At 68.4% G+C, this 21,000-nt stretch carries 21 protein-coding genes and 1 tRNA gene; 9 read left to right on the top strand and 13 right to left on the bottom strand.

What is annotated here, in order from left to right; all coding sequences use genetic code 11:
• The first annotated feature begins 65 nt into the window (after positions 1-65).
• The gene (locus ACQP2T_RS17080; RefSeq protein ID WP_433517107.1) at positions 66-2,351 is read left to right on the top strand and encodes a hypothetical protein; all 2,286 of its coding nucleotides are present in this window, start codon (positions 66-68) and stop codon (positions 2,349-2,351) included.
• Between the two features lie 55 nt (positions 2,352-2,406).
• On the opposite strand, the gene ACQP2T_RS17075 is transcribed toward ACQP2T_RS17080, so the two are convergent.
• The 4 genes from ACQP2T_RS17075 to ACQP2T_RS17060 form a co-directional block, all read right to left on the bottom strand.
• Positions 2,407-2,850 (bottom strand): hypothetical protein, encoded by a 444-nt coding sequence (locus ACQP2T_RS17075; protein WP_433517106.1) that lies wholly within the window; start codon positions 2,848-2,850, stop codon positions 2,407-2,409.
• Positions 2,851-2,984: 134 nt separating this feature from the next.
• Complete coding sequence (locus ACQP2T_RS17070; RefSeq protein ID WP_433517105.1) at positions 2,985-4,700, bottom strand: ABC transporter ATP-binding protein; 1,716 nt, start codon at positions 4,698-4,700, stop codon at positions 2,985-2,987.
• Positions 4,697-6,529, bottom strand: a complete 1,833-nt coding sequence (locus ACQP2T_RS17065; RefSeq protein WP_433517104.1) for an ABC transporter ATP-binding protein — start codon at positions 6,527-6,529, stop codon at positions 4,697-4,699. Before ACQP2T_RS17065 ends, ACQP2T_RS17070 begins: the two co-directional genes overlap by 4 nt.
• Before the next feature lie 78 nt (positions 6,530-6,607).
• Entirely contained in the window at positions 6,608-6,997 is a 390-nt protein-coding gene (locus ACQP2T_RS17060) for a cupin (protein WP_433517103.1), read from the bottom strand.
• A gap of 297 nt (positions 6,998-7,294) precedes the next feature.
• Between ACQP2T_RS17060 and ACQP2T_RS17055 the strand changes: the two genes are divergently transcribed.
• Positions 7,295-8,329, top strand: a complete 1,035-nt coding sequence (locus ACQP2T_RS17055) for a PucR family transcriptional regulator (protein WP_433517102.1) — start codon at positions 7,295-7,297, stop codon at positions 8,327-8,329.
• A 150-nt stretch (positions 8,330-8,479) separates the two neighbouring features.
• On the opposite strand, the gene ACQP2T_RS17050 is transcribed toward ACQP2T_RS17055, so the two are convergent.
• Positions 8,480-9,304 carry a sugar nucleotide-binding protein gene (locus ACQP2T_RS17050; RefSeq protein ID WP_433517101.1) on the bottom strand — a complete coding sequence of 275 codons (825 nt, stop codon included), beginning with the start codon at positions 9,302-9,304 and terminating at the stop codon, positions 8,480-8,482.
• 78 nt (positions 9,305-9,382) lie between these two features.
• Positions 9,383-9,754, bottom strand: a complete 372-nt coding sequence (locus ACQP2T_RS17045) for a DUF5997 family protein (RefSeq protein ID WP_433517100.1) — start codon at positions 9,752-9,754, stop codon at positions 9,383-9,385.
• Between the two features lie 55 nt (positions 9,755-9,809).
• Between ACQP2T_RS17045 and ACQP2T_RS17040 the strand changes: the two genes are divergently transcribed.
• From ACQP2T_RS17040 to ACQP2T_RS17025, 4 genes are all read left to right on the top strand, one after another.
• Positions 9,810-10,538 carry a LysR family substrate-binding domain-containing protein gene (locus ACQP2T_RS17040; RefSeq protein WP_433517099.1) on the top strand — a complete coding sequence of 243 codons (729 nt, stop codon included), beginning with the start codon at positions 9,810-9,812 and terminating at the stop codon, positions 10,536-10,538.
• 287 nt (positions 10,539-10,825) lie between these two features.
• Entirely contained in the window at positions 10,826-11,041 is a 216-nt protein-coding gene (locus tag ACQP2T_RS17035; RefSeq protein WP_433517098.1) for a hypothetical protein, read from the top strand.
• A 50-nt stretch (positions 11,042-11,091) separates the two neighbouring features.
• On the top strand, positions 11,092-11,484 hold the full coding sequence (locus tag ACQP2T_RS17030; protein WP_433517097.1) for a hypothetical protein: 393 nt from the start codon (positions 11,092-11,094) through the stop codon (positions 11,482-11,484).
• Positions 11,481-12,011: a DUF6036 family nucleotidyltransferase gene (locus tag ACQP2T_RS17025; protein WP_433517096.1), complete on the top strand. Its 531-nt coding sequence runs from the start codon at positions 11,481-11,483 to the stop codon at positions 12,009-12,011. The genes ACQP2T_RS17030 and ACQP2T_RS17025 overlap by 4 nt, the downstream gene beginning before the upstream one ends.
• 135 nt (positions 12,012-12,146) lie before the next feature.
• Here the strand turns inward: ACQP2T_RS17025 and ACQP2T_RS17020 are convergent.
• The 7 genes from ACQP2T_RS17020 to ACQP2T_RS16990 all read right to left on the bottom strand — a co-directional run bounded on the left by ACQP2T_RS17020 (position 12,147) and on the right by ACQP2T_RS16990 (position 15,229).
• Positions 12,147-12,218, bottom strand: a tRNA-Val gene (locus tag ACQP2T_RS17020).
• Positions 12,219-12,235: 17 nt separating this feature from the next.
• A complete protein-coding gene (locus ACQP2T_RS17015; protein ID WP_433519783.1) occupies positions 12,236-13,177 on the bottom strand; it encodes an ROK family protein in 942 nt (313 codons plus the stop codon).
• A gap of 66 nt (positions 13,178-13,243) precedes the next feature.
• A complete protein-coding gene (locus ACQP2T_RS17010; RefSeq protein WP_433517095.1) occupies positions 13,244-13,573 on the bottom strand; it encodes a hypothetical protein in 330 nt (109 codons plus the stop codon).
• 11 nt (positions 13,574-13,584) lie between these two features.
• Complete coding sequence (locus ACQP2T_RS17005) at positions 13,585-14,055, bottom strand: peroxiredoxin (RefSeq protein ID WP_433517094.1); 471 nt, start codon at positions 14,053-14,055, stop codon at positions 13,585-13,587.
• A 28-nt stretch (positions 14,056-14,083) separates the two neighbouring features.
• Positions 14,084-14,512: a DUF3052 domain-containing protein gene (locus ACQP2T_RS17000; RefSeq protein WP_357940384.1), complete on the bottom strand. Its 429-nt coding sequence runs from the start codon at positions 14,510-14,512 to the stop codon at positions 14,084-14,086.
• Positions 14,513-14,629: 117 nt separating this feature from the next.
• Complete coding sequence (locus ACQP2T_RS16995; protein WP_357940382.1) at positions 14,630-15,037, bottom strand: secondary thiamine-phosphate synthase enzyme YjbQ; 408 nt, start codon at positions 15,035-15,037, stop codon at positions 14,630-14,632.
• Between the two features lie 9 nt (positions 15,038-15,046).
• Positions 15,047-15,229: a DUF1918 domain-containing protein gene (locus ACQP2T_RS16990; protein WP_363995402.1), complete on the bottom strand. Its 183-nt coding sequence runs from the start codon at positions 15,227-15,229 to the stop codon at positions 15,047-15,049.
• Positions 15,230-15,729: 500 nt separating this feature from the next.
• On the opposite strand from ACQP2T_RS16990, the gene aceE reads away from it, so the two are divergent.
• The 3 genes from aceE (at position 15,730) to ACQP2T_RS16975 (ending at position 20,892) form a co-directional block, all read left to right on the top strand.
• Positions 15,730-18,477: a pyruvate dehydrogenase (acetyl-transferring), homodimeric type gene (aceE, locus tag ACQP2T_RS16985; RefSeq protein ID WP_433517093.1), complete on the top strand. Its 2,748-nt coding sequence runs from the start codon at positions 15,730-15,732 to the stop codon at positions 18,475-18,477.
• Between the two features lie 153 nt (positions 18,478-18,630).
• Complete coding sequence (locus ACQP2T_RS16980; RefSeq protein ID WP_433517092.1) at positions 18,631-20,133, top strand: alpha/beta hydrolase; 1,503 nt, start codon at positions 18,631-18,633, stop codon at positions 20,131-20,133.
• A gap of 15 nt (positions 20,134-20,148) precedes the next feature.
• Positions 20,149-20,892 (top strand): maleylpyruvate isomerase family mycothiol-dependent enzyme, encoded by a 744-nt coding sequence (locus ACQP2T_RS16975; protein WP_433517091.1) that lies wholly within the window; start codon positions 20,149-20,151, stop codon positions 20,890-20,892.
• The last annotated feature ends 108 nt before the right edge of the window (positions 20,893-21,000 follow it).

Here is a 21,000-nt window from a genome sequence, read left to right as displayed (position 1 = left end):
CTCTCGTTCGGGCCGGAGTACACATCTCTCCTAATCCGCATTAGGTCGACAGGGAAGAGAACTTCATGTCCGAAATCCCCCGACGCCACTTCCTCGTCCTCGGCGGAGCCGTAGCCGCCGGGCTGGCGGGAGCCACGGCACCGGCCCACGCCGACACCCCTTCGATCTCCGCCGACGGCATCACGCTGACCGCCGGCACCGACGGCGGCATCACCGTCCGCGACGGCGGCGGCGTCGAGCGGATCAGGCTCACCGGGTTCATGACCAAGGACTCCGTCACCGGCATCCAGCGCACCACTGGCGGAACGCCGTCGCTCATCACGCTCCAGGACGGCACGCAGGCCATCCAGGTCGACTACACGCTCCCGAGCGCGGCCGGAGGGATCACCGTCCGCGGCGTCTTCGGCGTCGCGGCGCACCGGGCGAAGCTCCGCTGGGAGGTCGGCGGCTCGACCACGCTGATCCCGGCCGGTTTCATGCTCGGCCGCGCCGTCGTCTCGCCCTCGGCTCCCGAGTCGTTCGCCGCGCTGACGACGTGGAACCGCGACGCCGGGGGCGGGGTGCCGTACGAGACCAATGCCGGGGTCGTCTATCAGGAGACCTGGGCCGACACCCGAGCCTACTTCCGGCTGGCCACCACCACCCCGGCCTGGACCAACGCCACCTGGATCCACGCCCCGGGTGTCGGAACCGCGAGCGCGGCCGTGACGGAGGCCGACCTCGTGCTCGGCTCGATGCGACCGGCCGCGGGCGGCACCATGGGCGCGGGCCTGCCCCTCGGCGTGGAGGTCTGGACCGACCAGCCCTTCTCCCTCTGGGACGCCGGCGGCCAGGCCATGGCCCTGCACGCGGAGGTGGCCAACGGCGGAAGCACCGCCCGTAGCGTGAAGCTGACGTGGTGGGCACGCGACTTCGACGGCAAGACGCTGGCCGGCGGCAGCGTGACCGGCACGGTCGCGGCGGGCGCCGCGTGGAGGCAGACCTTCACTGTCACCTCGCCACCCCGAGGGATCGTGTTCACCGAGGTGCGCGCCACCGCGGGCACCGACAGCGCCTTCGCCCGCACCAACCTCGCCGTCCTGCCGCCGCACACCTACCAGGCCGGCGCCGACAGCATGTTCGGCATCGCCAACTACCCCTGGCTGCTCAAGCCCGACACCGCCGCCGTCGTGGGACTGATGCGGCGCATAGGCATCCAGCGCGTCCGCATCTCCTACGAGGGCGGGCCGGGCCTGCCACCCGCCGCCCTCGACGCGGCGGGGATCAGTCACAACATCGAACTCGCCGGGATTCCCCTGGGCGGAACGGCCGACCAGGTCGCCGCCTGGGCCGACACGAACACGCAGAAGGCGATCGGGTCGGGTGCCGGCTACTTCGAGGTCGCCAACGAGGTGAACAAGCCGTGGATGAGCGGCGAGACCGCCGCCGCCTACGTACGGGATGGATTACGCCCGGTACGCGACCGGCTGACCGCCGCAGGCGCGCCCACCAAGGTGCTCAACGCCGGCCTGGCCGGCATGGACCACGTCTGGACCAAGAACTTCCACGACGCCGGCGGCTGGGACCTCATCGACGGATTCGCCTTCCACCCGGGCAGGGGCAACTTCACCCCGGACTACGCGCCCCCTCCTGAGGAGTGGACGCAGGGCGACAACGGCTCCTACTGGAACTTCCTCGGCGGCCTGCGCAAGGCCCGCGAGACGATCGCGGAGTACGGTCACAAGGAGCTGTGGCTGACCGAGGCCTACGCCTGCACGAAGCCGAACAGCTGGTGGCACGACACCTACCGGCAGGCCGCGGAGAACGTCCTGCTCACCCTGGCACTGGCCATGGCCGAGGGGGTGCGCTGCGTGAACTGGTACCAGCTGCACGACAGCGTCCTCGGCAAGCCGCAGATGGCCGACCCGGCCAACCCCGAGTACCACTACGGGCTCATGAACCGCGATCTCAGCGCCAAGCCGTCCATGCTCGCCTACGCCACGGCCGCGCAGGTGCTGGACCGGGCGACGTTCGTCCGCCGGCTCAAGCCGGCCGACCCCGACCTGAAGGGACTGCTGTTCGACACGCCGGAAGGACCCGTCTCGATCCTGTGGAGCAGGAAGGACGGGTACCTGCTCAACACCGACCATGCGCCCGGCGCCACGTGGTTCGCCGCGCCGGAACCATGGGTGGACGGCTGGCCGACCAAGACGGAGCTGAAGGTGGCCGCCGCCGGGCGCTCGGTGCGGGAGCTCGACTGCCTCGGCAGAGAACGGCTGCTCACCGCGCGCGACGGCAAGGTCAAAGTCCGGCTGGACGGCGCCCCCCGCGTCTACTACGGCCTGACGGCGACCCCCGACCAGCTGCCCTGAGGCCTTCGGCGGCGGTCCCGGCTCCCGTCAAGGGAGCGGGACCGCCTCTGACCACCTAGACGAGATGCGCGAAGATCAGCCTCATGTCGTGGTCCATCTGGCTCATCAGGGTGGCGTGGTTGATCTGGTCGTTGGCGTAGTGGGTCGCGGCACCCCTCTGCTTGCCCTCACCGTCGTACAACGTCTGGGTCGTTTCGAAGCCGCCGTCCTCGTCCACTTTGTAGAAGACGTGGTTCTTGCTCTTCCGGTCCACCGTTAAATGGCAGTAAGTCCAGTTCAAGCCGTCCAGGTCCATCGTCGGCTTCTTCGTGATCGTGAGGTGCGCGTTGTAGACCTCACCGTCCAGCTTCACCGTGAAGCCCTCCAGGAACAGCCACGTGCCGGCCTCGCCTTTGTTCCAGTAGTTGTAGCTGGGCTTGCCGAACTCTATGACGTTCAGCGCGAGGTTCTTGTAGTGGATGCCTGCCCAGTTCTCGATCGTCGTTTTTACCTCTGGCATGGGTCCCCCGTTGCGGATGAGATCGACTTTCCCCGAGTCGCCCTTATCCTCGCCACACGAAATAGCTTGCCAATTGCCGAATAATTGCAACAGCCGCTTGGCGATAAATTTCACACCCTCGCCTTGGCGGTAAATTATCGTGCGCGCGACCCGAGCAGGGAAATACTCCAGAAATCGGCGTAGCGACCGCCGTGGCGCAGCAGTTCGTCGTGGCCGCCTTGCTCCACGATCTGACCGCCGTCCACGAAGACGACGCGGTCGGCGCGTTGGACGGTCCGCATCCGATGCGCCACCATCACCACCGTCCGGCCCGCCATCAGGCGCTCGATGCCCTCGTGGACGGCCGCCTCGTTCACCGGGTCCAGCGCGGAGGTCACCTCGTCCAGCAGCACGATGGGCGCGTTCTTCAGCAGCGCTCGCGCGATCGAGACCCGCTGGCGCTCGCCACCCGAGAGCAGCGCGCCGCCCTCGCCGACATTCGTCGCCCATCCGCCGGGCAGTCGCTCGATCACCTCGTCCAACCGCGCCGCGGTGGCCGCCGCCCGCACCTCGGCCTCGGTGGCGCCGGGACGGCCCAGCCGCACATTCTCCTCGATCGTGCCGTCGAAGAGATAGACGTCCTGGAAGACGATGGCGATCCGCGCCATCAACACCTCGGCGTCGATCGCGCGTACGTCCACACCCCCCACACGCACCGCACCCGCGTCCACGTCGTAGAACCGCGCAAGCAACTGCAGCAACGTGCTCTTTCCCGCACCCGACGGTCCGACAATGGCGAGCCGCTGTCCCTCGGGCACGGACAACGACACGTCGTCGATCACTTTACGGTCGCCATGCTGAAAGGTGACGGACTCGAATTTCAGGTCATGCCGTTTCGGCTGAATCGGTTCTTCAGGTTCCGGCAGCGGCTCTGTGCGCAATACCGTCTCGAGTCTGGCCAGCTCGAAACGGGCGCCACGCAATTTGCCGCCGATTTCCGCCAGCGACAGCAGCGGATCCGCACAACGCGCGGCGAGTACCAGAATCGCCAGAACCTCTGCCGCCCCGATATTCCCACTGAGCGCGAAATAGGCGCCCATGACCAGCAGTACGGTGAACACCGCCTGCACCGTGAGCGTCAAACCCACCACACCGGGCAGCGCCGACAGCGTGGAACGGCGGGACGCACGCCGGACCTCCCGTAACGAGTCGTCGAGCGACCGGAAGCGTTCGAGGGTCCGGCCGCCGGCGCGGAGAACCGGCTGGGCCTGGAGATATTCGATGACTCGCCCGGCCGCCTCACGGCCGCGTTCGGCGCTCTGCTCATCGCCGGCGGCCATCGAGCGTCCCGTCCAGATCTGGATCGCCGCCACGATCGGGGCGGCGGCCAACGCGGCCAGCCCCATGCGCCAGTCGAAGGCGAGCATCACGGCGACGATCGTCAGCGGGGTCACACAGGCGGAGATGGACGGCGCCAGCAGATGCGCCGCCACGCTCATCGCCTGCAGCAGGCCGCGACTGGCCATGACGGACACCTCACCGACCCGACCGGCGCTGTACCAGCCGAGGGGCAATCGGGCCAGATGATCACCGAGCCGGTGATACATACCGCGCAGCAACGCGGTCCCGATGCGGAAACCGGACAAGTCGCTGCGATAGCGCAGCACCGCGTAGAGCGCGACCGCGGCCCCGAACGCGATCAGCCACGGCCGGGCGTCCGCGGGATGGCTGCCGAACAGCGCCCGCAGAACGGGGACCAGCAGCGCGTAGGACAGACCCTCAGCCACCGCGGTCGTCGTCATCAGCGCCACGGTGCGGCGCATCGGCTGGGCGTACTCGGGTCCGAGCACGCGCAGCAGCAGTCCCATCATCGGAGGTCGGCTCCTCGGGCTTCGGTCTCGTCGGCGATCACCGATCGGAGGTCGGCTCTTTGGGTTTCGGTCTCGTCGGCGAGCGCCGATCGGTGGGATCGCCAGAACGCGGCGAACTGTCCGTCCTGGGCCAGCAGCTCGGCGGGCCTGCCACGCTCGACGATCTTCCCGTCCCGCAGCATGACGACGGTGTCGGCGTCGGCGATGGTCTCCATGCGGTGGGCGATGAGAAGAATCGTCCGGTCGCCGCCCAGCGTGGCCAGGGCCCGGCGTACCGCCTGCTCGGTCTGCGGGTCGGCGAAGGAGGTCGCCTCGTCGAGCACCAGGACGGGCGTGGCCGCCAGCAGTGCGCGGGCGAGCGAGATCCGCTGCGCCTCGCCCCCCGACAGTCCGGCCTCTTCACCGATCACCGTGTCGTATCCGCGCGGCAGCTCAAGAATTCGATCATGAATGTTCGCCAGCCGGGCGGCGCGTACCACGTCATCGTGAACGGCGTGCGGGACCGCCAGCGCGATGTTGTCCGTGACCGAAGCGCGCAGCAGCCGAACGTCCTGGAAGACGAAGGAGACCGTCCGGTAGAGCCGCCGGCTGCCGATCTCGCGCAGATCGACCCCGCCCAGCACGACCGAACCGCCGGTCGGGTCGAAGAAGCGCGGCAGCAGCTGAACCAGCGTGGACTTCCCGCTTCCCGACGGCCCGACGATCGCGGTGACCGTGCCCGGCTCGAGCACCAGGTCGATCCCGCGCAGCACCTCGTGATCGGCTTCGTAACCGAAGCGAACATCACGCAGCTCCACCCGGTGACCCTCCGGTGCGACCGGGTGCGCGGGCTCCGGCAACGGCTCCACCTCCAGCACGTCCCGGATCCGCCCGACCGCGCGCCGGGCGGCCTGCAGGTCGTCGAAGCCGTGACCGAGGGCCGCCACCGGAGCGGTCAGCCCCAGCCCGAGCAGCAGGAACGGCAGCAGGTCGGCCGGGGCCAAGTCACCGGTGGTGATCAGGGCCGTACCGCCGATCAGCACGACCAGCAGCACGAACGGCGGCGACAGCGCCAGCTGCATCCCGGCGGCGATCCCGGAGATACCGTGCACCCACCGGAAGAAGATGCTGACGAAGTCGTCCACGGCGGTGCGGAATGTGCGGTGGGCCCGGCCGGAGCCGCCGAACGCCTTGACCACCGCGATCCCCTGCACGAACTCCACGACGGAACTGGCGATCCGTCCCATGGCCGCGTCGAACTCCTCCTGCTCGCGCAGCCGAACCGGGGTCATCATCAAAGGGACCAGCAATACGGCCAGCACCACCGGGATCAGCGTGATCAGCGTCAGCCGCCAGTCGATGGTGAACAGGTAGATCAGCGACACCAGCGGCACCACGAACGCGGCGGCCAGCTCGCCAGGGGCGTGGGCGATGAACGGGTGCACGGCACTCACGTCCTCCCCCACGACCTTGGCCAGCTCGCCGGTCCGGCGCCGGGAGAACCAGCCGATCGGCACCCGCCCCAGCCGGGCCGCCACCTGCCGGCGCAACGTCAGCTGCACCTGGCCGTCGAGAAGATGCCCTAGTCCGGACGAAGCGGCCGTGAACAGCAGCCGGACGAACAGACCGGCCGCCCCCGTGATCACGATGGTCCAGACATGAGCGTGGTCGATCGGGCCGGGCGACAGCAGCGTACGGCCCAGTTCGACGACTGCCAGCAGCGGCGCCAGCCCTGCGATGGCACCGATGAGCTGCAGGATGACGACAGCGGCGAAGCTCCCCGCGTAAGGGCGCAGCATCTGTGGTGATGTGGACTGCTGCCTCGCCTCGGCAAGGTCGGTGATGGCCATCGCTCTCCCGTATTCGTCGCTCTGGTCGCTCTGGTCGCTCTCGTCGCTGAGCCGATGGTGGATTTCGAGAGGTCTGGCCTAGGCATCGGCCCGCTTCTCCAGCCGGCTGCCACGCGGCAGGGTGACGGCCATGATGGTGCTGGGGATGTCCAACTCGATGCGGTGCCATCGGCCGCGCGGGACGATGGCGGCGGTTCCGGCCACCAGCCTGATCTCTTCCTCCTGTTGTCCCGGCCGGTCCGGGCGGAGGTGGAGGCGGATCTTCCCGATGATGCAGGACACGACCTCCTCGGCCTCGGGGTGGATCTCCCAGTGGTCGGCATGGACGTCGGCGCCGGTCTTGGCGTGGAAGGCCGTCAGCTGCCAGCCGTCCTGGTCGGAGTCCGGTGTTCTCTTCTCGGTGTGCACCTGGCCGTCTTGGTGAAGGTGGAGAGAAGACGCCAGGAGATCGATCGGGGTAATCGTCATGCCCGAGAGCTCCTCGTGGGCTGATCATTCATCGGCGGCCGGCTGGCCTGGGGTGGTCGCCGGACCTGGGGTGGCCGCGACTTCACTCGGCATCACTGGGCTTCGCTTGGCTTCACTCGGCCAAGACGCGGCGCAGGGTGTGGGAGACCAGCGGAACGAATGCTTCCAATCCCGGATTCATAGCGGCCATCCTCCCCGTCACCACTCCGGCGACCGTCCGCCATCCGTCGCGCATATCACACAGTTCACGCATCGATTGGCGCTGTCTTCTGGCCGGGGAGGCCCTATCCTCCTGTCATGGAGGCACTGGCCCAACGGCTGTCGCACCTGGACTCGCATGTCGAAGGCGCGATCCGTGTCGTCACCTTCTACGACACGCTGATGCGCCGACGGGTGGATCTGCCGGCACTGGCCCGGGCCTCGGCGGCCCTGGCCGAGTGCGTGGCCGGCGTTCGGCTCAACGGCACGGGACGGGTGATCCGCGTCTCGCCCGACGGCAGGGAGACCTCCGCCCCACCACTGCCCGCGTCCACCACTGTGACGATCACGCTCGACGAGGAGGAGATCGGCACGGTCTGGCTGGAACGCCCCGGCCCGGCGAACCTCCTCGACGAAGTCCTGCTGGACCGGCTCGCCATCGCCGCCGCGGCCGTCGTCGAAAGGTACGGCCCGGCCCGCACCACCATGGCCGACCCCGCCCTCGTCGAGCTGGTGATCAGCGCCGACAGCGACGAGGCGGCCAGAGCGCGGGCGTTACGTCTCCTGGGTTTCCCCGCCGACCTGCCGGTCCGCGTCGCCGCCGTACACGCTCGGCTTCCGCTCGACCAGGTCGGCGCCCTGATCTGCCCGGACCGCCTCGTCAAGGCGGCACCGCTCGCCGACGTGGGCGTCATCCTGGCCACCACCCTGGACCCGGTCCGCTTTCCCAAGGGCGTACGCGCGGGCATCGGCGCCGCCGAAAGCCCCGACCGATCCTGGCGCCAAGCCCGCACCGCCCTCCGCTTCACCACCCCTCGCCAGCCGGTCATCCACTACGACGACCTGGGCGCGCTGGCGCTCCTGGCCGAGATACCTCAGGACGCCTCGCGCGACAACACCGACGTGACGGCGATCGCCGCGCTGGCCGATCACCCAGAAGATTTGGAGACGCTGGACGCCTACTGCGCCACCGGCTCCCTGCGCCGGGCCGCCGACCTTCTCCACCTGCACCACAGCAGCGTCGCCCGCCGACTCGAACAACTCGGCAAGACCCTGGACATCGAACTCACCGAGCCCACCGGCCTGATCCGGGCCAGGCTCGCCCTCACGGCATGGCGGCTGCTCGACGATTGAGGCTGTCAGGCGACCTGCGTACTGGCCGTCACCCTCGCCTTCCAGACCTCGCCTTTCAGACTGACGTCGCAATCACCGCTGCCCGCCACCCAGAAACCAGCCGTCACCGGAGGGTTGACCGTCACCTGGAGGCTGCGCGTCACCGAAAAGCTACTCGCCACCCAGGAACTGCCGGGCGCCGCGCAGCTTGGTGTGCAGCCGCCGCTGAGTCATGGCGCAGTCCAAGCGCACGTCCAGAGGACCGGGCAACCTGGTGTCCGCCCGCCGACCCGAAGGCAAGTGGTCCGCGTCCAGGCCATCGCGACGAGCGATGAGCACCCCAAGCTCGTATCGGCTCACCGCATCGGCTCCAGCGACATGATGGACACCGCGATACTCAGCTGCGGCAAGCTCCAGGAGCGCCGCAGCAAGGTCACGTACATGCACGGGACACCGCACGTCATCGGTGAACAACGCTCCTCCCGCCCTCCCAGTGGCCAGTGCATGCACCAGGACCTCGTGCGGGGAGTCACCGTCGCCGATTATCAACGATGTCCGAGCTATCACCGCAGCCGGCACGACCGCGCTCACCGCCGTCTCCGCGGCGGCTTTGGCCGCGCCGTACGGGCTGATCGGGTCAGGGACGCACGTCTCGTCATAACGAATCGCGGCGCCGGAGAAGATCGCGTCGCTGGACACATGGACGAGACGCCCACCCACCATGGAGACAGCGAGAGCCACATTCACGGCGCCGATCGCCGTGGTCGTCCAATCCGCCTGCCGGTACGCGGCGTTGATGACCGCCTCCGGCCGGAAGGCGCTGACCAGCACCTCGACATCCTCCCGTCGGCGCACATCGAGTGGCACCCACTCGACGCCGACGGTCTCCCCAGATCGGCTCAGATACGTCGCGGCAACCTCGTACCCCGCCAGCGAACACTGCCGAGCCAGCTCGCGGCCAAGAAACCCACTACCACCGACGATGAGGATCCTCACGGCCGGTCACCCTAGCCGATCAGCCACTCCCAGACGCCCGCCGGACGTACGAGAGCCCGTACCCCAAAGGGAAATTGTCTAGCGTTGCTTGAGGCGGAGTGCTTCTTTGCGGGCCTCGGCCTGGACGGACCGCTCCCGCTCCAGCCACGCGGGGTTCTCCGCTTTCAGCGCATCGATCTCAGCGGTGGTGAGCGGCTCGGTGATCCCGCCCCTGGCCAGGCCGGAAATGGAGACCCCGAGCTTCGCGGCGACGACCTGCTTGGGGTGAGGGCCGTTGCGGCGCAGATCAGCGAGCCAGGTGGGCGGCGTCGACTGCAACTCGTTCAGCTCGTCCCTGGAGACGACACCCGCCTGGAACTCGGCGGGAGTGGCCGAAAGGAGGACACCCAGCTTCTTGGCCGCGGTCTCCGGCTTCATCGTCTGGATGCTCTTCGATTTGGACGAGGTCATGGCGCCAAGCGTAGTCAGTCGGAACGGGTTCCCCTGACATCGGTAGTCTGTGGAAGTGACTGATGGGGAGACCGGCAGGCAGTTCCGGCTGGCGTACGTGCCCGGGGTGACACCCGCGAAATGGGTCAACGTCTGGACCGAGAGGATGCCCGACGTGCCGATCACCCTCGTCGCGGTCCCCGCCGCCGAGGTGGTGGCACTCCTGCGGGACGGCGGCGCCGACGCCGGATTCGTCAGGCTGCCGATCGACCGCGACGGGCTCAGCGTGATTCCCCTCTATGTGGAGACCACGGTGGTCGTGGTGCCCAAGGACCACGCGGTGACCGCCGCCGACGAGGTATCCCTCGCCGACCTGACCGACGACGAGGTGTTGCACCCTCTGGACGACACCATCGAGTGGACGGCCCGGCCCGGGCAACCCGCGTTCACGCGCCCGCCCACAACGGCGAACGCGGTCGAGCTGGTAGCGGCCGGCACTGGGCTGCTCCTGGTTCCGCAGTCACTGGCGCGCCTCCACCACCGCAGGGACGTCACGTACCGGCCGGTGCCGGACGCCCCGCAGTCTCAAGTAGCGCTGGCCTGGCCTGCGGACGCGACCACCGACCTGGTGGAAGATTTCATCGGCATCGTCCGCGGCCGCACAGTGAACAGCTCACGAGGCCGGGCCCCTACCTCCCCCACGGAGAAACCGGCACAGCGCCAGGCACAGAAATCTGCCAAGAATGGTTCCAGCCGCCGGGCCGCACCGACCGGCCGTAAAAGGAAGGGCAACCGACCTCGGTGACGTGCTGTCCCGGACCTCCGGGTTCGGGCCCGGCGCGCGCCAAGGCCATCAAGCGGCGCTTGATTCCCACCGCTGTACGCACCCCTCCCCGGTACACACCTGAGCGCACCGCGTCGGCCACGGACCGCTGTCCGCTGTCCGGGGGGTTGGGCTACTGGCCACATGCCGATCGCCCTGGGTGCCAACCTCGGCTGACTGCGTAGCTGCGCTGGATCAGCAGGCGGGAAATGTAACCACAGCCCGAGCAAATGTAACCAGCGCATGGTTACATTTCCCCTAGCCATCACATGATCAAGTTGATCGCGCGTCTCCGCGCGACCGGGAGTGACTGCGACAACGTCGAGGTCAAGTCGGCGGCAGGAGGACTGCCACGGTCGACCGCCTCCACCCCGCACGCGAACGATCCGGGCGGGGCGACGGTCATCCTCGGCCTCGACGAGGCCACCGGCTTTCGTCCAGTACGGTTACCGGACCCACGGGCTCTCAAGCAGGGCTCGCCGTGATCAGGCCAGACTCCGGCAGGACAGCCGTGTCGTGGACTAACGTGATATCCATGACGCGCCCACAACGGTATGAGGCCGCTTCCATGGTCGTGCTCGCAGGTTGGCTGGCTCGCCATTCCGACGACGAGACGCGTTGGCGCTTGATCAGTGAGTTCCTTGAGGAATACCACCACGAGCCACCCATAGCTCGGCTCGCGCTGCTGTCCGCCGAGCCTCCAAGCGTGGGAGATCATCACTGGGATGTCTTTCTCGCGGCACTCGCTGAGCATCTCGCCGCGCAAGACGGCCATGCCGGCCCTCGATGGGTCGAGTCGCGACGTCTTCGCCAATTCTGGTTTCCCTTCAACACCGCTGCGGCGCGCGTTGACGCCTTCGTCCACGCCCCTGCCTCCTTCCGTCGCCGCGGCGTGTTCATCCACCCACAGGAGCTGGAAGTCGCATGAGCAATGACGCTCCTCTCCTCGATAGAGCCGCGATCGAGGATGCTTTCCAGCGTCTCGGTGACCGTCTTGTTCGCCGTGGAGTCATCGCCGACCTCTACATCTTCGGTGGAGCAGCCATGGCATTGGCCTATGACGCCCGCCGTTCCACTCGTGACATCGATGCCGTATTCGAACCGCACGGAATCGTCCTCGATGAGGCACGCGCAGTCGCGTCCGAACTCGGCCTGCCATCGTGGTGGCTGAACGAGCAGGCCAGCGCGTACGTCGCTCCCGGCGGAGACAACTCGGCCCGGCGGGTATTCGACCATCCGGGACTGCGTGTATCCGCGGCATCGCCGGAACATCTGCTCGCCATGAAAGTCCTCGCCGCTCGCAGACGGGACACCGGCGACATTCGCGCTCTTGTCGAGCGCTTGGAGCTCACCTCAGTTGATGAAGTTCTCAGGCTGTGCACGGAGATCTTCCCCGACGAACCCGTCCCCGATCGTGCTCGGCTCATGCTGGAAGATCTCTTTGAGGAGGACTGAGACCTTCACGCAAGCCGGGTCAGCACCGATCGACAGGATTAATCAGGACGGTTCCCAGGAGGATTGACTCCCGTCTTGCTCCCAAGCACAGATGCTGGATCTTCCTTCTCGATCAAAGAACACACTTGATCTGGGTGGGCGGTACTGGGTTCGAACCAGTGACCCCTCGCTTGTAAGGCGAGTGCTCTACCGCTGAGCTAACCGCCCCTGATCGGCACTACACCTTACGACACCAACGGCTCCGATCGCACATCCATTACCCACCCGGGCCCCAGGTCGTCCCGGCCGGCCGCGCGCCAGCCCAGCAAGGCCGCTCCCAGCATGCCCGCGTCCACGCCCAAAGCGGCGGGCAGGAGGGGTGGCGCGTCCCGGAAGGCGAGGCGTTTCACGAGGCGGGTGCGGACGGGGTCGAAGAGGGCCGGGCCCGCCTCGGCCAGGCCGCCGCCCAGGACGATCATGGAGGGGTCCAGGAGCAGCGTGTACGTGGCCAGGGCCAGCGAGAGGGCCTCTACCGCCTCGTCCCACACCTCTACGGCCAAGGGGTCGTCCGAGGAGACCACCTGTTCGGCGCGGATGTCCTCCAGGCCGGAGCGCAGGCTGTAGCGCCGGCCGACCGAGGCCGCCGACGCGTACGTCTCCAGGCAGCCGAACTGGCCGCACGCGCACTGCTCGCCGTCCGGGAAGACCGGGATGTGGCCGATCTCGCCGCCCCAGCCGGAGGAGCCGCCGTACGGCTCGCCGTGGACGATCATGGCGCCGGCGATGCCCGTGCCGATGGGCAGGAAGAGGAAGTCGGGTACGCCGCGCCCCGCGCCGAGGACGCTTTCCGCCAGGCCCCCGGTGCGTACGTCGTGGCCCAGCATGACCGGCACGTCGAGTGCGGTGAAGTCGGCGGCCGGGACGTCACGCCAGCCGAGGTTGGCCGCGTAGACGGCCTTGTCCTCGGACACCAGCCCAGGCACGGCCAGGCCGACGCCTGCCGGGATGCCGTCGCCGGAGGCGGCCAGGTGGCTGATGAACTCGCGGATGGCGGCCACGACGGCCTCCGGGCCCTCCGAGCGGGGGGTCGGGCAACGCTCGCTCAGCAGCACCGCGCCGGACTCGCTGACCAGGCCGCCCTTCATGGACGTGCCACCGACGTCGAGCGCCACCACGAACGAACTCATTGCAGACACGCAGGAGACGATAGCGCAGCTCAGCAAATGTCTGGATAAAGGCGAGACGCTCCCACGTCAGGCCCGGCCGAGCACCCGGTTCAGCGCCGCCTCGACCTCGGCCGACAGGCCCGGCGGGGCGCCCGAGCCCGCCGCCACAGCGTCCGACCCCACAAAGGCGTCCGCCCGCGCCTGTCGCACGGCCCCGCAGCCCCGGCACTCCACCTCGCCCAGCCGGCAGATCAGCGCCGTGGACCCGCATGTGCCGCACGCGTCGAGGTCGAGGTCGTGCAGCAGTTGACAGTCCGGGCAGATGAGCACCTGCGTCTCGCGGCGTACACCCCGCTTCCACGGGCTGGCGCCACGGACGGGGTCCGTCTGCCGGGCCCCGCAGCGATAGCAGGGCATCGTTTCCTCCGTTAAGAAATGTCGGCGAGTGCCTTGACGTAATCGGCGACGACACGTGCCTGGCTGGTCGGATTGACCACCGACCATCGGATCACGCCCGCGCCGTCGATGATGAAGGTCCCCCGCAGAGAAACCCCCTTCTCGTCATCGAACACACCGTACGCCCGCGCGACCTGTCCATGTGGCCAGAAATCGGAGAGCAACGGGAACGCGTAACCCTCCACGTCCGCCCATGCGCGATGGGTGAACATGGAGTCGACCGAGACGGTGAGCAGCTCCGCGTCGGCCAGGGAATCCTGGACATCGCGCAGCGCCGACAGCTCTCGATGGCACACGCCGCTGAAGGCAAGCGGATAGAAGACCAGCACGACCTTCCTCCCCCGGAAGCCCGACAGCTTCACCGGAGTGCCGTGCTGGTCCCGCAGTTCGAAGTCTGGAGCAAGCGCGCCGACCTCGGCAGGACGTTCGTTCACAAACGCCATCCTGCCGTATGACAGGCGCTCAGACTCCCTAGCGTCGGCCCTTCGGTGAGGCCAGTCTGGTCCCTGACCAGTCAGGCGCGGCGGAGATGCTGCTGGTCTGCGAGAGACCCGCCGTAGTGGCATCCTCCCCGATGTCGCTCGGCTCCACATGGCCGTCGCGCCCGGCCTTGGGAGTCAGCAGCCAGATCTGGCCGGCGTCGGCGAGTGATCGCATGGCGTTGGTGAGGACGTCGAAGAGATCGCCGTCGCCGTCGCGCCACCACAGCAGCACCACGTCGACTACGTCGTCGGTCTCCTCGTCCAGCAACTCGTTACCGGTCAGGTCCTCGATGGAGTCGCGAAGCTCGTCGTCGACGTCCTCGTCCCAACCGATCTCCTGCACCACCTGACCCGGCTTGAGGCCGAGCCGTTCGGCCAGGCCGCGCTCACTTTGCGCCTGACCCGCGGTCGCGCTCACGTTTATCCCTCCTGCTTGAGTGGCCCCGCATATGCGGTTTATCGCTTCGGGACAGTCCACACGCTGTGACCCTTAGTCGTCAACGGTCGCCACGGGTACGGCCGTAGACGGGCCGCATCAATCCGACAAAAACGACAGGCGTACCTGGCGTTGCGGGTTGTCGACGTTGAGGTCGACGATTGCGATGGACTGCCAGGTGCCCAGTGCCAGACGCCCGCCAAGTACGGGGATGGTCGCGTACGGCGGGATGAGCGCGGGCATGACGTGTGACCTGCCGTGACCGTGCGACCCGTGGGCGTGACGCCACCTGTCGTCGGCCGGGAGCAGATCGCGCAGGGCGGCGACGAGATCGTCATCACTGCCCGACCCCAGCTCGATCAGTGCCACCCCGGCCGTGGCGTGCGGTACGAAGACGTGCAGCAGCCCGTCCTCCCCCAGCGTCCGCACGAAGTCCGCGCAGTCCGAGGTGATGTCGTGCACCGTCTCCCGTGAACCCGTGGCCACGGAGATGATCTGAGATCTCACACACGAATTCTACTTAGGTACGACGACCGCATCAGGGCCGGGAAACACCAGCCCGGTGTGCCCGTCGTCGAACCGCACGATGTACGGGGGCCCACCGTCGGTGCCGTGGATCTCGATGATGATGCCACCGTGATCCCGCTCGCCGACCGTGTTGCCGTGCACCAGCAGCCGGTCGCCTATCGTCGCGTTCATATCTCCAGACTCGTACGGAGAGCGCCGTTCGAAAAGAGGGACACACTCCGCCCTCCGCAGTGAGAGGGAGAATCCTGACCGAAACGTTACGCTGCCCGGATGTGACACTTCGAGCCGCAAAGTCGGCCTACCCTGTCACATCGAAACCGCATCAGCACTGGTCGGGGCCATGATCAGCGACCTCTGCCCACCGCCGGCAAGAGTGGTCAGAGGCTTGCGGCTAGACTCGCGCGGCGCATCGCGCCCTTGGTGGCCCCTTTGGGAGACCCCTACGCCACGCCCGGCGAAATTTCGTAGCTTTTCCGGTCTTGTTAAATTGACGGGCCAAGGTAACCTTGGCCGGGATTCGTCCTACCATCGGTGGTCTAGGCCACCAATCGTGACCCTGCCAGCAGGGACACACTGGTTACCGACCAGTAGAGATGCACTTTCTACGGTAAGCGACCAGGATGGAAGGCGACCCAGACCAGACATCAGTCATCCTCGGAAGGCGAGACCCAGTGGCTTCCGGACGCCAGCGATTCTCGATCATCAGCGACGGCCTACCCAGCCAACTGCCTGATGTCGACCCCAGTGAGACCAACGAGTGGCTCGAGTCCCTCGACAACGTCGTCAAGACGGAGGGCCGCAGCAGAGCTCGCTACTTGATGCTCCGCATGCTGGAGCGCGCCCGCGAGCACCAGGTCGGCGTGCCGGGCCTGCGCAGCACCGACTACATCAACACCATCCCGCCGGAGCGCGAGCCCTGGTTCCCCGGCGACGAGCACGTCGAGCGGCGGATCCGCGCCTACATCCGCTGGAACGCCGCGATCATGGTGTCCCGCGCCAACGCGCGCACCAACGTGGGCGGCCACATCGCCACCTACGCCTCGGCCGCGTCGCTCTACGAGGTGGGCTTCAACCACTTCTTCCGCGGCAAGGACCACGGCGAGTCGGGCGACCAGGTCTTCTTCCAGGGCCACGCCGCGCCGGGCATCTACGCCCGCGCCTACCTGGAGGGCCGCCTCAACGAGGCGCAGCTGGACGCGTTCCGGCAGGAGCTCTCGCACGGCTTCCACGGCCTGCCTTCTTATCCGCACCCGCGGCTAATGCCCGACTTCTGGGAGTTCCCCACCGTCTCCATGGGCTTGGGACCGATCGGGGCGATCTATCAGGCGCGGTTCAACCGCTACCTGCTCAACCGCCAGATCAAGGACACCAGCCGCAGCCACGTATGGGCCTTCCTGGGCGACGGCGAGATGGACGAGCCCGAGTCGCTCGGCGCGATCGGCCTGGCCGCCCGTGAGGAGCTCGACAACCTCACCTTCGTCATCAACTGCAACCTGCAGCGGCTCGACGGCCCGGTACGCGGCAACGGCAAGATCATCCAGGAGCTGGAGTCCTACTTCCGCGGCGCCGGCTGGAACGTCATCAAGGTCGTCTGGGGCCGCGACTGGGACCCGCTGCTCGCGGCCGACGTCGACGGCGTGCTGGTCAACCAGATGAACACCACGCCCGACGGCCAGTTCCAGACCTACTCCGTCGAGTCCGGCGGCTACATTCGCGACAACTTCTTCGGCGGCGACCCGCGCCTGCGCAAGATGGTCGAGCACATGTCCGACGACGACATCCGCAAGCTGTCGCGCGGCGGCCACGACTACCGCAAGGTCTACGCGGCGTTCAAGGCGGCCCGTGAGCACGTCGGCCAGCCGACGGTCATCCTGGCCCAGACCATCAAGGGCTGGACGCTCGGCAAGGACTTCGAGGCGCGCAACGCCACCCACCAGATGAAGAAGCTCACCAAGGCCGAGCTCAAGGAGTTCCGCGACCGGCTCTACCTGCCGATCCCCGACTCCGCGCTCGAGGGCGAGCTGCCCCCGTACTTCCACCCGGGCGAGAACGACCCCGAGATCGAGTACATGAAGGAGCGTCGCGCGGCCTTGGGCGGCGTGCTGCCCAAGCGCGTCATGCGCGCCAAGCCGATCAAGCTGCCCGGTGACAGCATCTACGAGCAGTTCGGCAAGGGCTCGGGCAAGCAGCAGGTGGCCACCACGATGGCCTTCGTGCGCGTGCTGAAGGACCTGATGCGCGACAAGGAGATCGGCCACCGGTTCGTGCCGATCATCCCCGACGAGGCTCGCACGTTCGGCCTCGACGCGATGTTCCCGACGGCGAAGATCTACTCTCCGCACGGCCAGACGTACGAGGCCGTCGACAGGGAGCTGCTGCTGTCGTACAAGGAGGCCGTCCAGGGCCAGATCCTGCACGAGGGCATCAGCGAGTCGGGTTCGATGGCCTCGACGATCGCGGCGGGCACGGCCTACGCCACGCACGGCGAGCACATGATCCCGATCTACATCTTCTACTCGATGTTCGGCTGGCAGCGCACCGGCGACCAGATGTGGCAGATGGCCGACCAGATGGGCCGCGGCTTCCTGCTCGGCGCCACGGCCGGGCGCACCACGCTCAACGGCGAGGGCCTGCAGCACGAGGACGGCCACACGCCGCTGATCGCCTCGACGAACCCGGGCGCCCTCTCCTACGATCCCTCGTGGGCGTTCGAGGTCGCGCACATCGTCAAGGACGGCCTGCGCCGGATGTACGGCGAGCAGCCCGAGAACGTCTTCTACTACCTGACCGTCTACAACGAGCCCTACACGCAGCCTCCGCAGCCCGCGGACCTCGACGTGCAGGGCCTGCTCAAGGGCCTCTACCGGTTCGCCGCGGGGCCGCAGACGCAGGGACCGAAGGCCAACATCCTGTCGTCGGGCGTAGCGGGGCCGTGGGCCGTCGAGGCCCAGCGGCTGCTGGCCGAGGATTGGGGCGTGTCGGCCGATCTGTGGTCGGCGACCTCCTGGTCCGAGCTGCGCCGCGACGCGCTGGCCTGCGAGGAGCACAACCTGCTCAACCCCGAGGCCGAGCCGCGCGTCCCGTACGTCACCCAGGCCCTCTCCCAGGCCACGGGCCCGTTCGTGGGCGTCAGCGACTACATGAAGGCCGTGCAGGACCAGATCGCGCAGTGGGTGCCGGGTGACTGGTCCTCGCTGGGCACCGACGGTTTCGGCCTGTCCGACACCCGCTCCGCGCTGCGCCGCCACTTCCACGTCGACGCCGCCTCGATCACGCTGGCCGTGCTGACCAGCCTGGTCAAGCGCGGCGAGCTCGACGGCGAGGTGCTGCGCGAGGCGATCGCCCGCTACCACCTCAAGAACGGCGTCACCGAGGCCGGTGGCGCGGAGAGCAACGACACCCAGTCGATGGGCGTCTGAGCGCGCGACCTGACGGCGACGCCCCCGCGGAAGGCCTTCCGCGGGGGCGTCGCCATTTTCAGCCGGGAGTGGTACGTGCCGCCTCGCTCCGTTGATACGCACTCGCGTATTGTGGGGAAAACTTCCCCCTGAGATATCGAGGGGGAGATGGACATGCGACGCGTCCTTGCCGTTGTCACACTGGCCGCATCGGCCGCAGCCTGCATGAGTGCGCCGACGAAACCGGCCGTGGACGGAGGCACCGGCGCCGCCCAGCAGATCGCCTGGGGGCCGTGCACGGACCTCAAGCGGCCCGACGGGCAGCGGCCGGCCAGGCAGGACACCTCGGTGCGGTGCGCCAAGCTGGCGGTGCCCCTCGATTACGCCGATCCCAGCGGCGACAAGATCGATATAGCGCTGATCAAGGTCCCCGCCACCGACCAGAGCAAGCGGCTGGGCTCACTGGTGTTCAACTTCGGCGGCCCGGGAGGCTCCGGCGTCGACACTCTTGACCAGGCCGCCAAGTCGCTCGCCACCCTGCGTTCCCGCTACGACCTGGTCAGCTTCGACCCGCGCGGCGTGGAGCGGAGCTCGGGGGTGCGCTGCGGCGACAGCGCCGAGCTGGACAAGTACATGGCCCTCGACACGCTGCCCGACAACGAGCAGACCCGCGCGGAGGGCGACGCGGCCAACAAGCGGCTGGCCCAGCTCTGTGAGAAGGACTCCGGCAAGATCCTGCCGTACGTCGGCACGGTCAACGCCGCCCGCGACATGGACCGGCTGCGCGCCGCGCTGGGCGACGAGAAGCTCAACTTCGTCGGCATGTCGTACGGCACCCAGCTCGGCGCCGTCTATGCCACCAAGTTCCCCCAGAAGGTGGGCCGGATGGTGCTCGACGCGCCGCTCGACCCCACGGTCACCTTCGAGCAGCGCACCCTGGCCCAGACGCGCGGCTTCCAGCACGCGTACCAGAGCTTCCTGAAGTCCTGCGTCAAGGACCGCTGCGAGGTCGGCGAGGACGTGGCGACCGCCACCGCGAACGTCGACCGGCTGATGAACCAGCTCGCCGCCAAGCCGCTCAAGGTCGGCCGGCGCGACCTCACCCAGGGGCTGGCCTCCACCGGCGTCGCCGCCGCCCTCTACTCCGAGTTCGCCTGGCCGTTCCTGGGCAACGCGCTCGGCGCGGCGCTCAAGGGTCAGGGGCAGGCGCTGATGTACCTGGCCGACTCCTACACCGGCCGGGCGCAGGACGGCACGTACTCCACGCAGATGACCAGCTTCCCGGCCATCACCTGCGCCGACTCCTCCGAACGGCCCGACCTGGCCACGCTGCGGCGCACCGAGGACGCGGCCGTGAAGATCTCGCCGCTGTTCGGCAGCGAGGGCCCCGGCGGCCTGTGCTCCGCCTGGCCGGTCAAGGGCAGCGACGAGGCCAAGCACGTCGACGCGACCGGCTCGGCGCCGATCGTGGTGGTGGGCGGCACGGGCGACCCCGCCACGCCGTACGAGTGGGCGCCCAAGCTGACCGCGCAGCTCAAGACGGCCACGCTGGTCACGTTCGAGGGCGAGGGGCACGGCGCGTACCTGTCGGGCAACAAGTGCGTCAAGCGGTTCGTCGACTCCTACCTGCTGGCCGGGAAGATGCCCGAGCGGGGTGCCACCTGCAAGTCGGTCTGATCTAGTCTCGGTCACGTGACGGACTATCCCCGGCTCGTGGAGAGCGAGAGCGCGCGGCTGGCCGAGCTGGCCACCGGCGCCGATCCCGGCACCCCGGTGCCGCCCTGTCCCGGCTGGACCCTGGCGGATCTGATCACGCACGTCGGCACGCTGCACCGGTGGGTGGTGCACATCGTGGAGACGGGCCGGCAGGAGCCGATCTGGTCCCGCCAGGTGCCCAACGGCCTGGCCGAGGGGCAGCGCGGCGATCCGGCCTGGCTGGGCTCGGGCGCTCGGGAGCTGGTCGCCATGCTGCGCGCGACCGACCCGGACACGCCCGTCTGGACCTGGGGCGGCGATCACCGTGTGAGCTGGTGGGCCCGCCGGATGCTGTTCGAGCTGGTCGTCCACCGCTGCGACGCCGAGCTCGCGGTGGGCGTGGCGCCCGTCGTGGAGACGCCGGTGGCGATCGACGGGATCGAGGAGTTCCTGGAGGCCCTGCCGCACGCGTTCTGGGTGGCCAAGCGCCTGGCGGCGCTCGACGCGGAGGGGGCCACGATCCACCTCCACGCGAGCGACGCCGACGGCGAATGGACCCTCACCCAGGGCCCGGCGGGCCGGATCAGCTGGGCGCGCGGCCACGCCAAGGGCGACGCCGCCGTCCAGGGCCCGGTGAGCGACCTGCTGCTGATGTTGTACGGCAGGCGCTCCCCGGACGCGCTGGCCGTCCACGGCGACCGCGCCTTCCTGGACCGCTGGCTGACGACCGCCGCGCTGTGATCAACGTGATGGCCCTGGACGCGCCGCCACTCGGCGGTCGGCGGCGTGTCCAGGGCGGGTGACCGCTCGCCAGAGCGGCTCGCGCGCGTGCCCCGGTCGGCGGGGAAG

The organism is Nonomuraea sp. CA-143628, assembly GCF_050942315.1.
Lineage (GTDB): Bacteria > Actinomycetota > Actinomycetes > Streptosporangiales > Streptosporangiaceae > Nonomuraea.
Note: the sequence above shows the minus strand (reverse complement) of the source record. Positions and strands in the feature narration are given on the sequence as shown.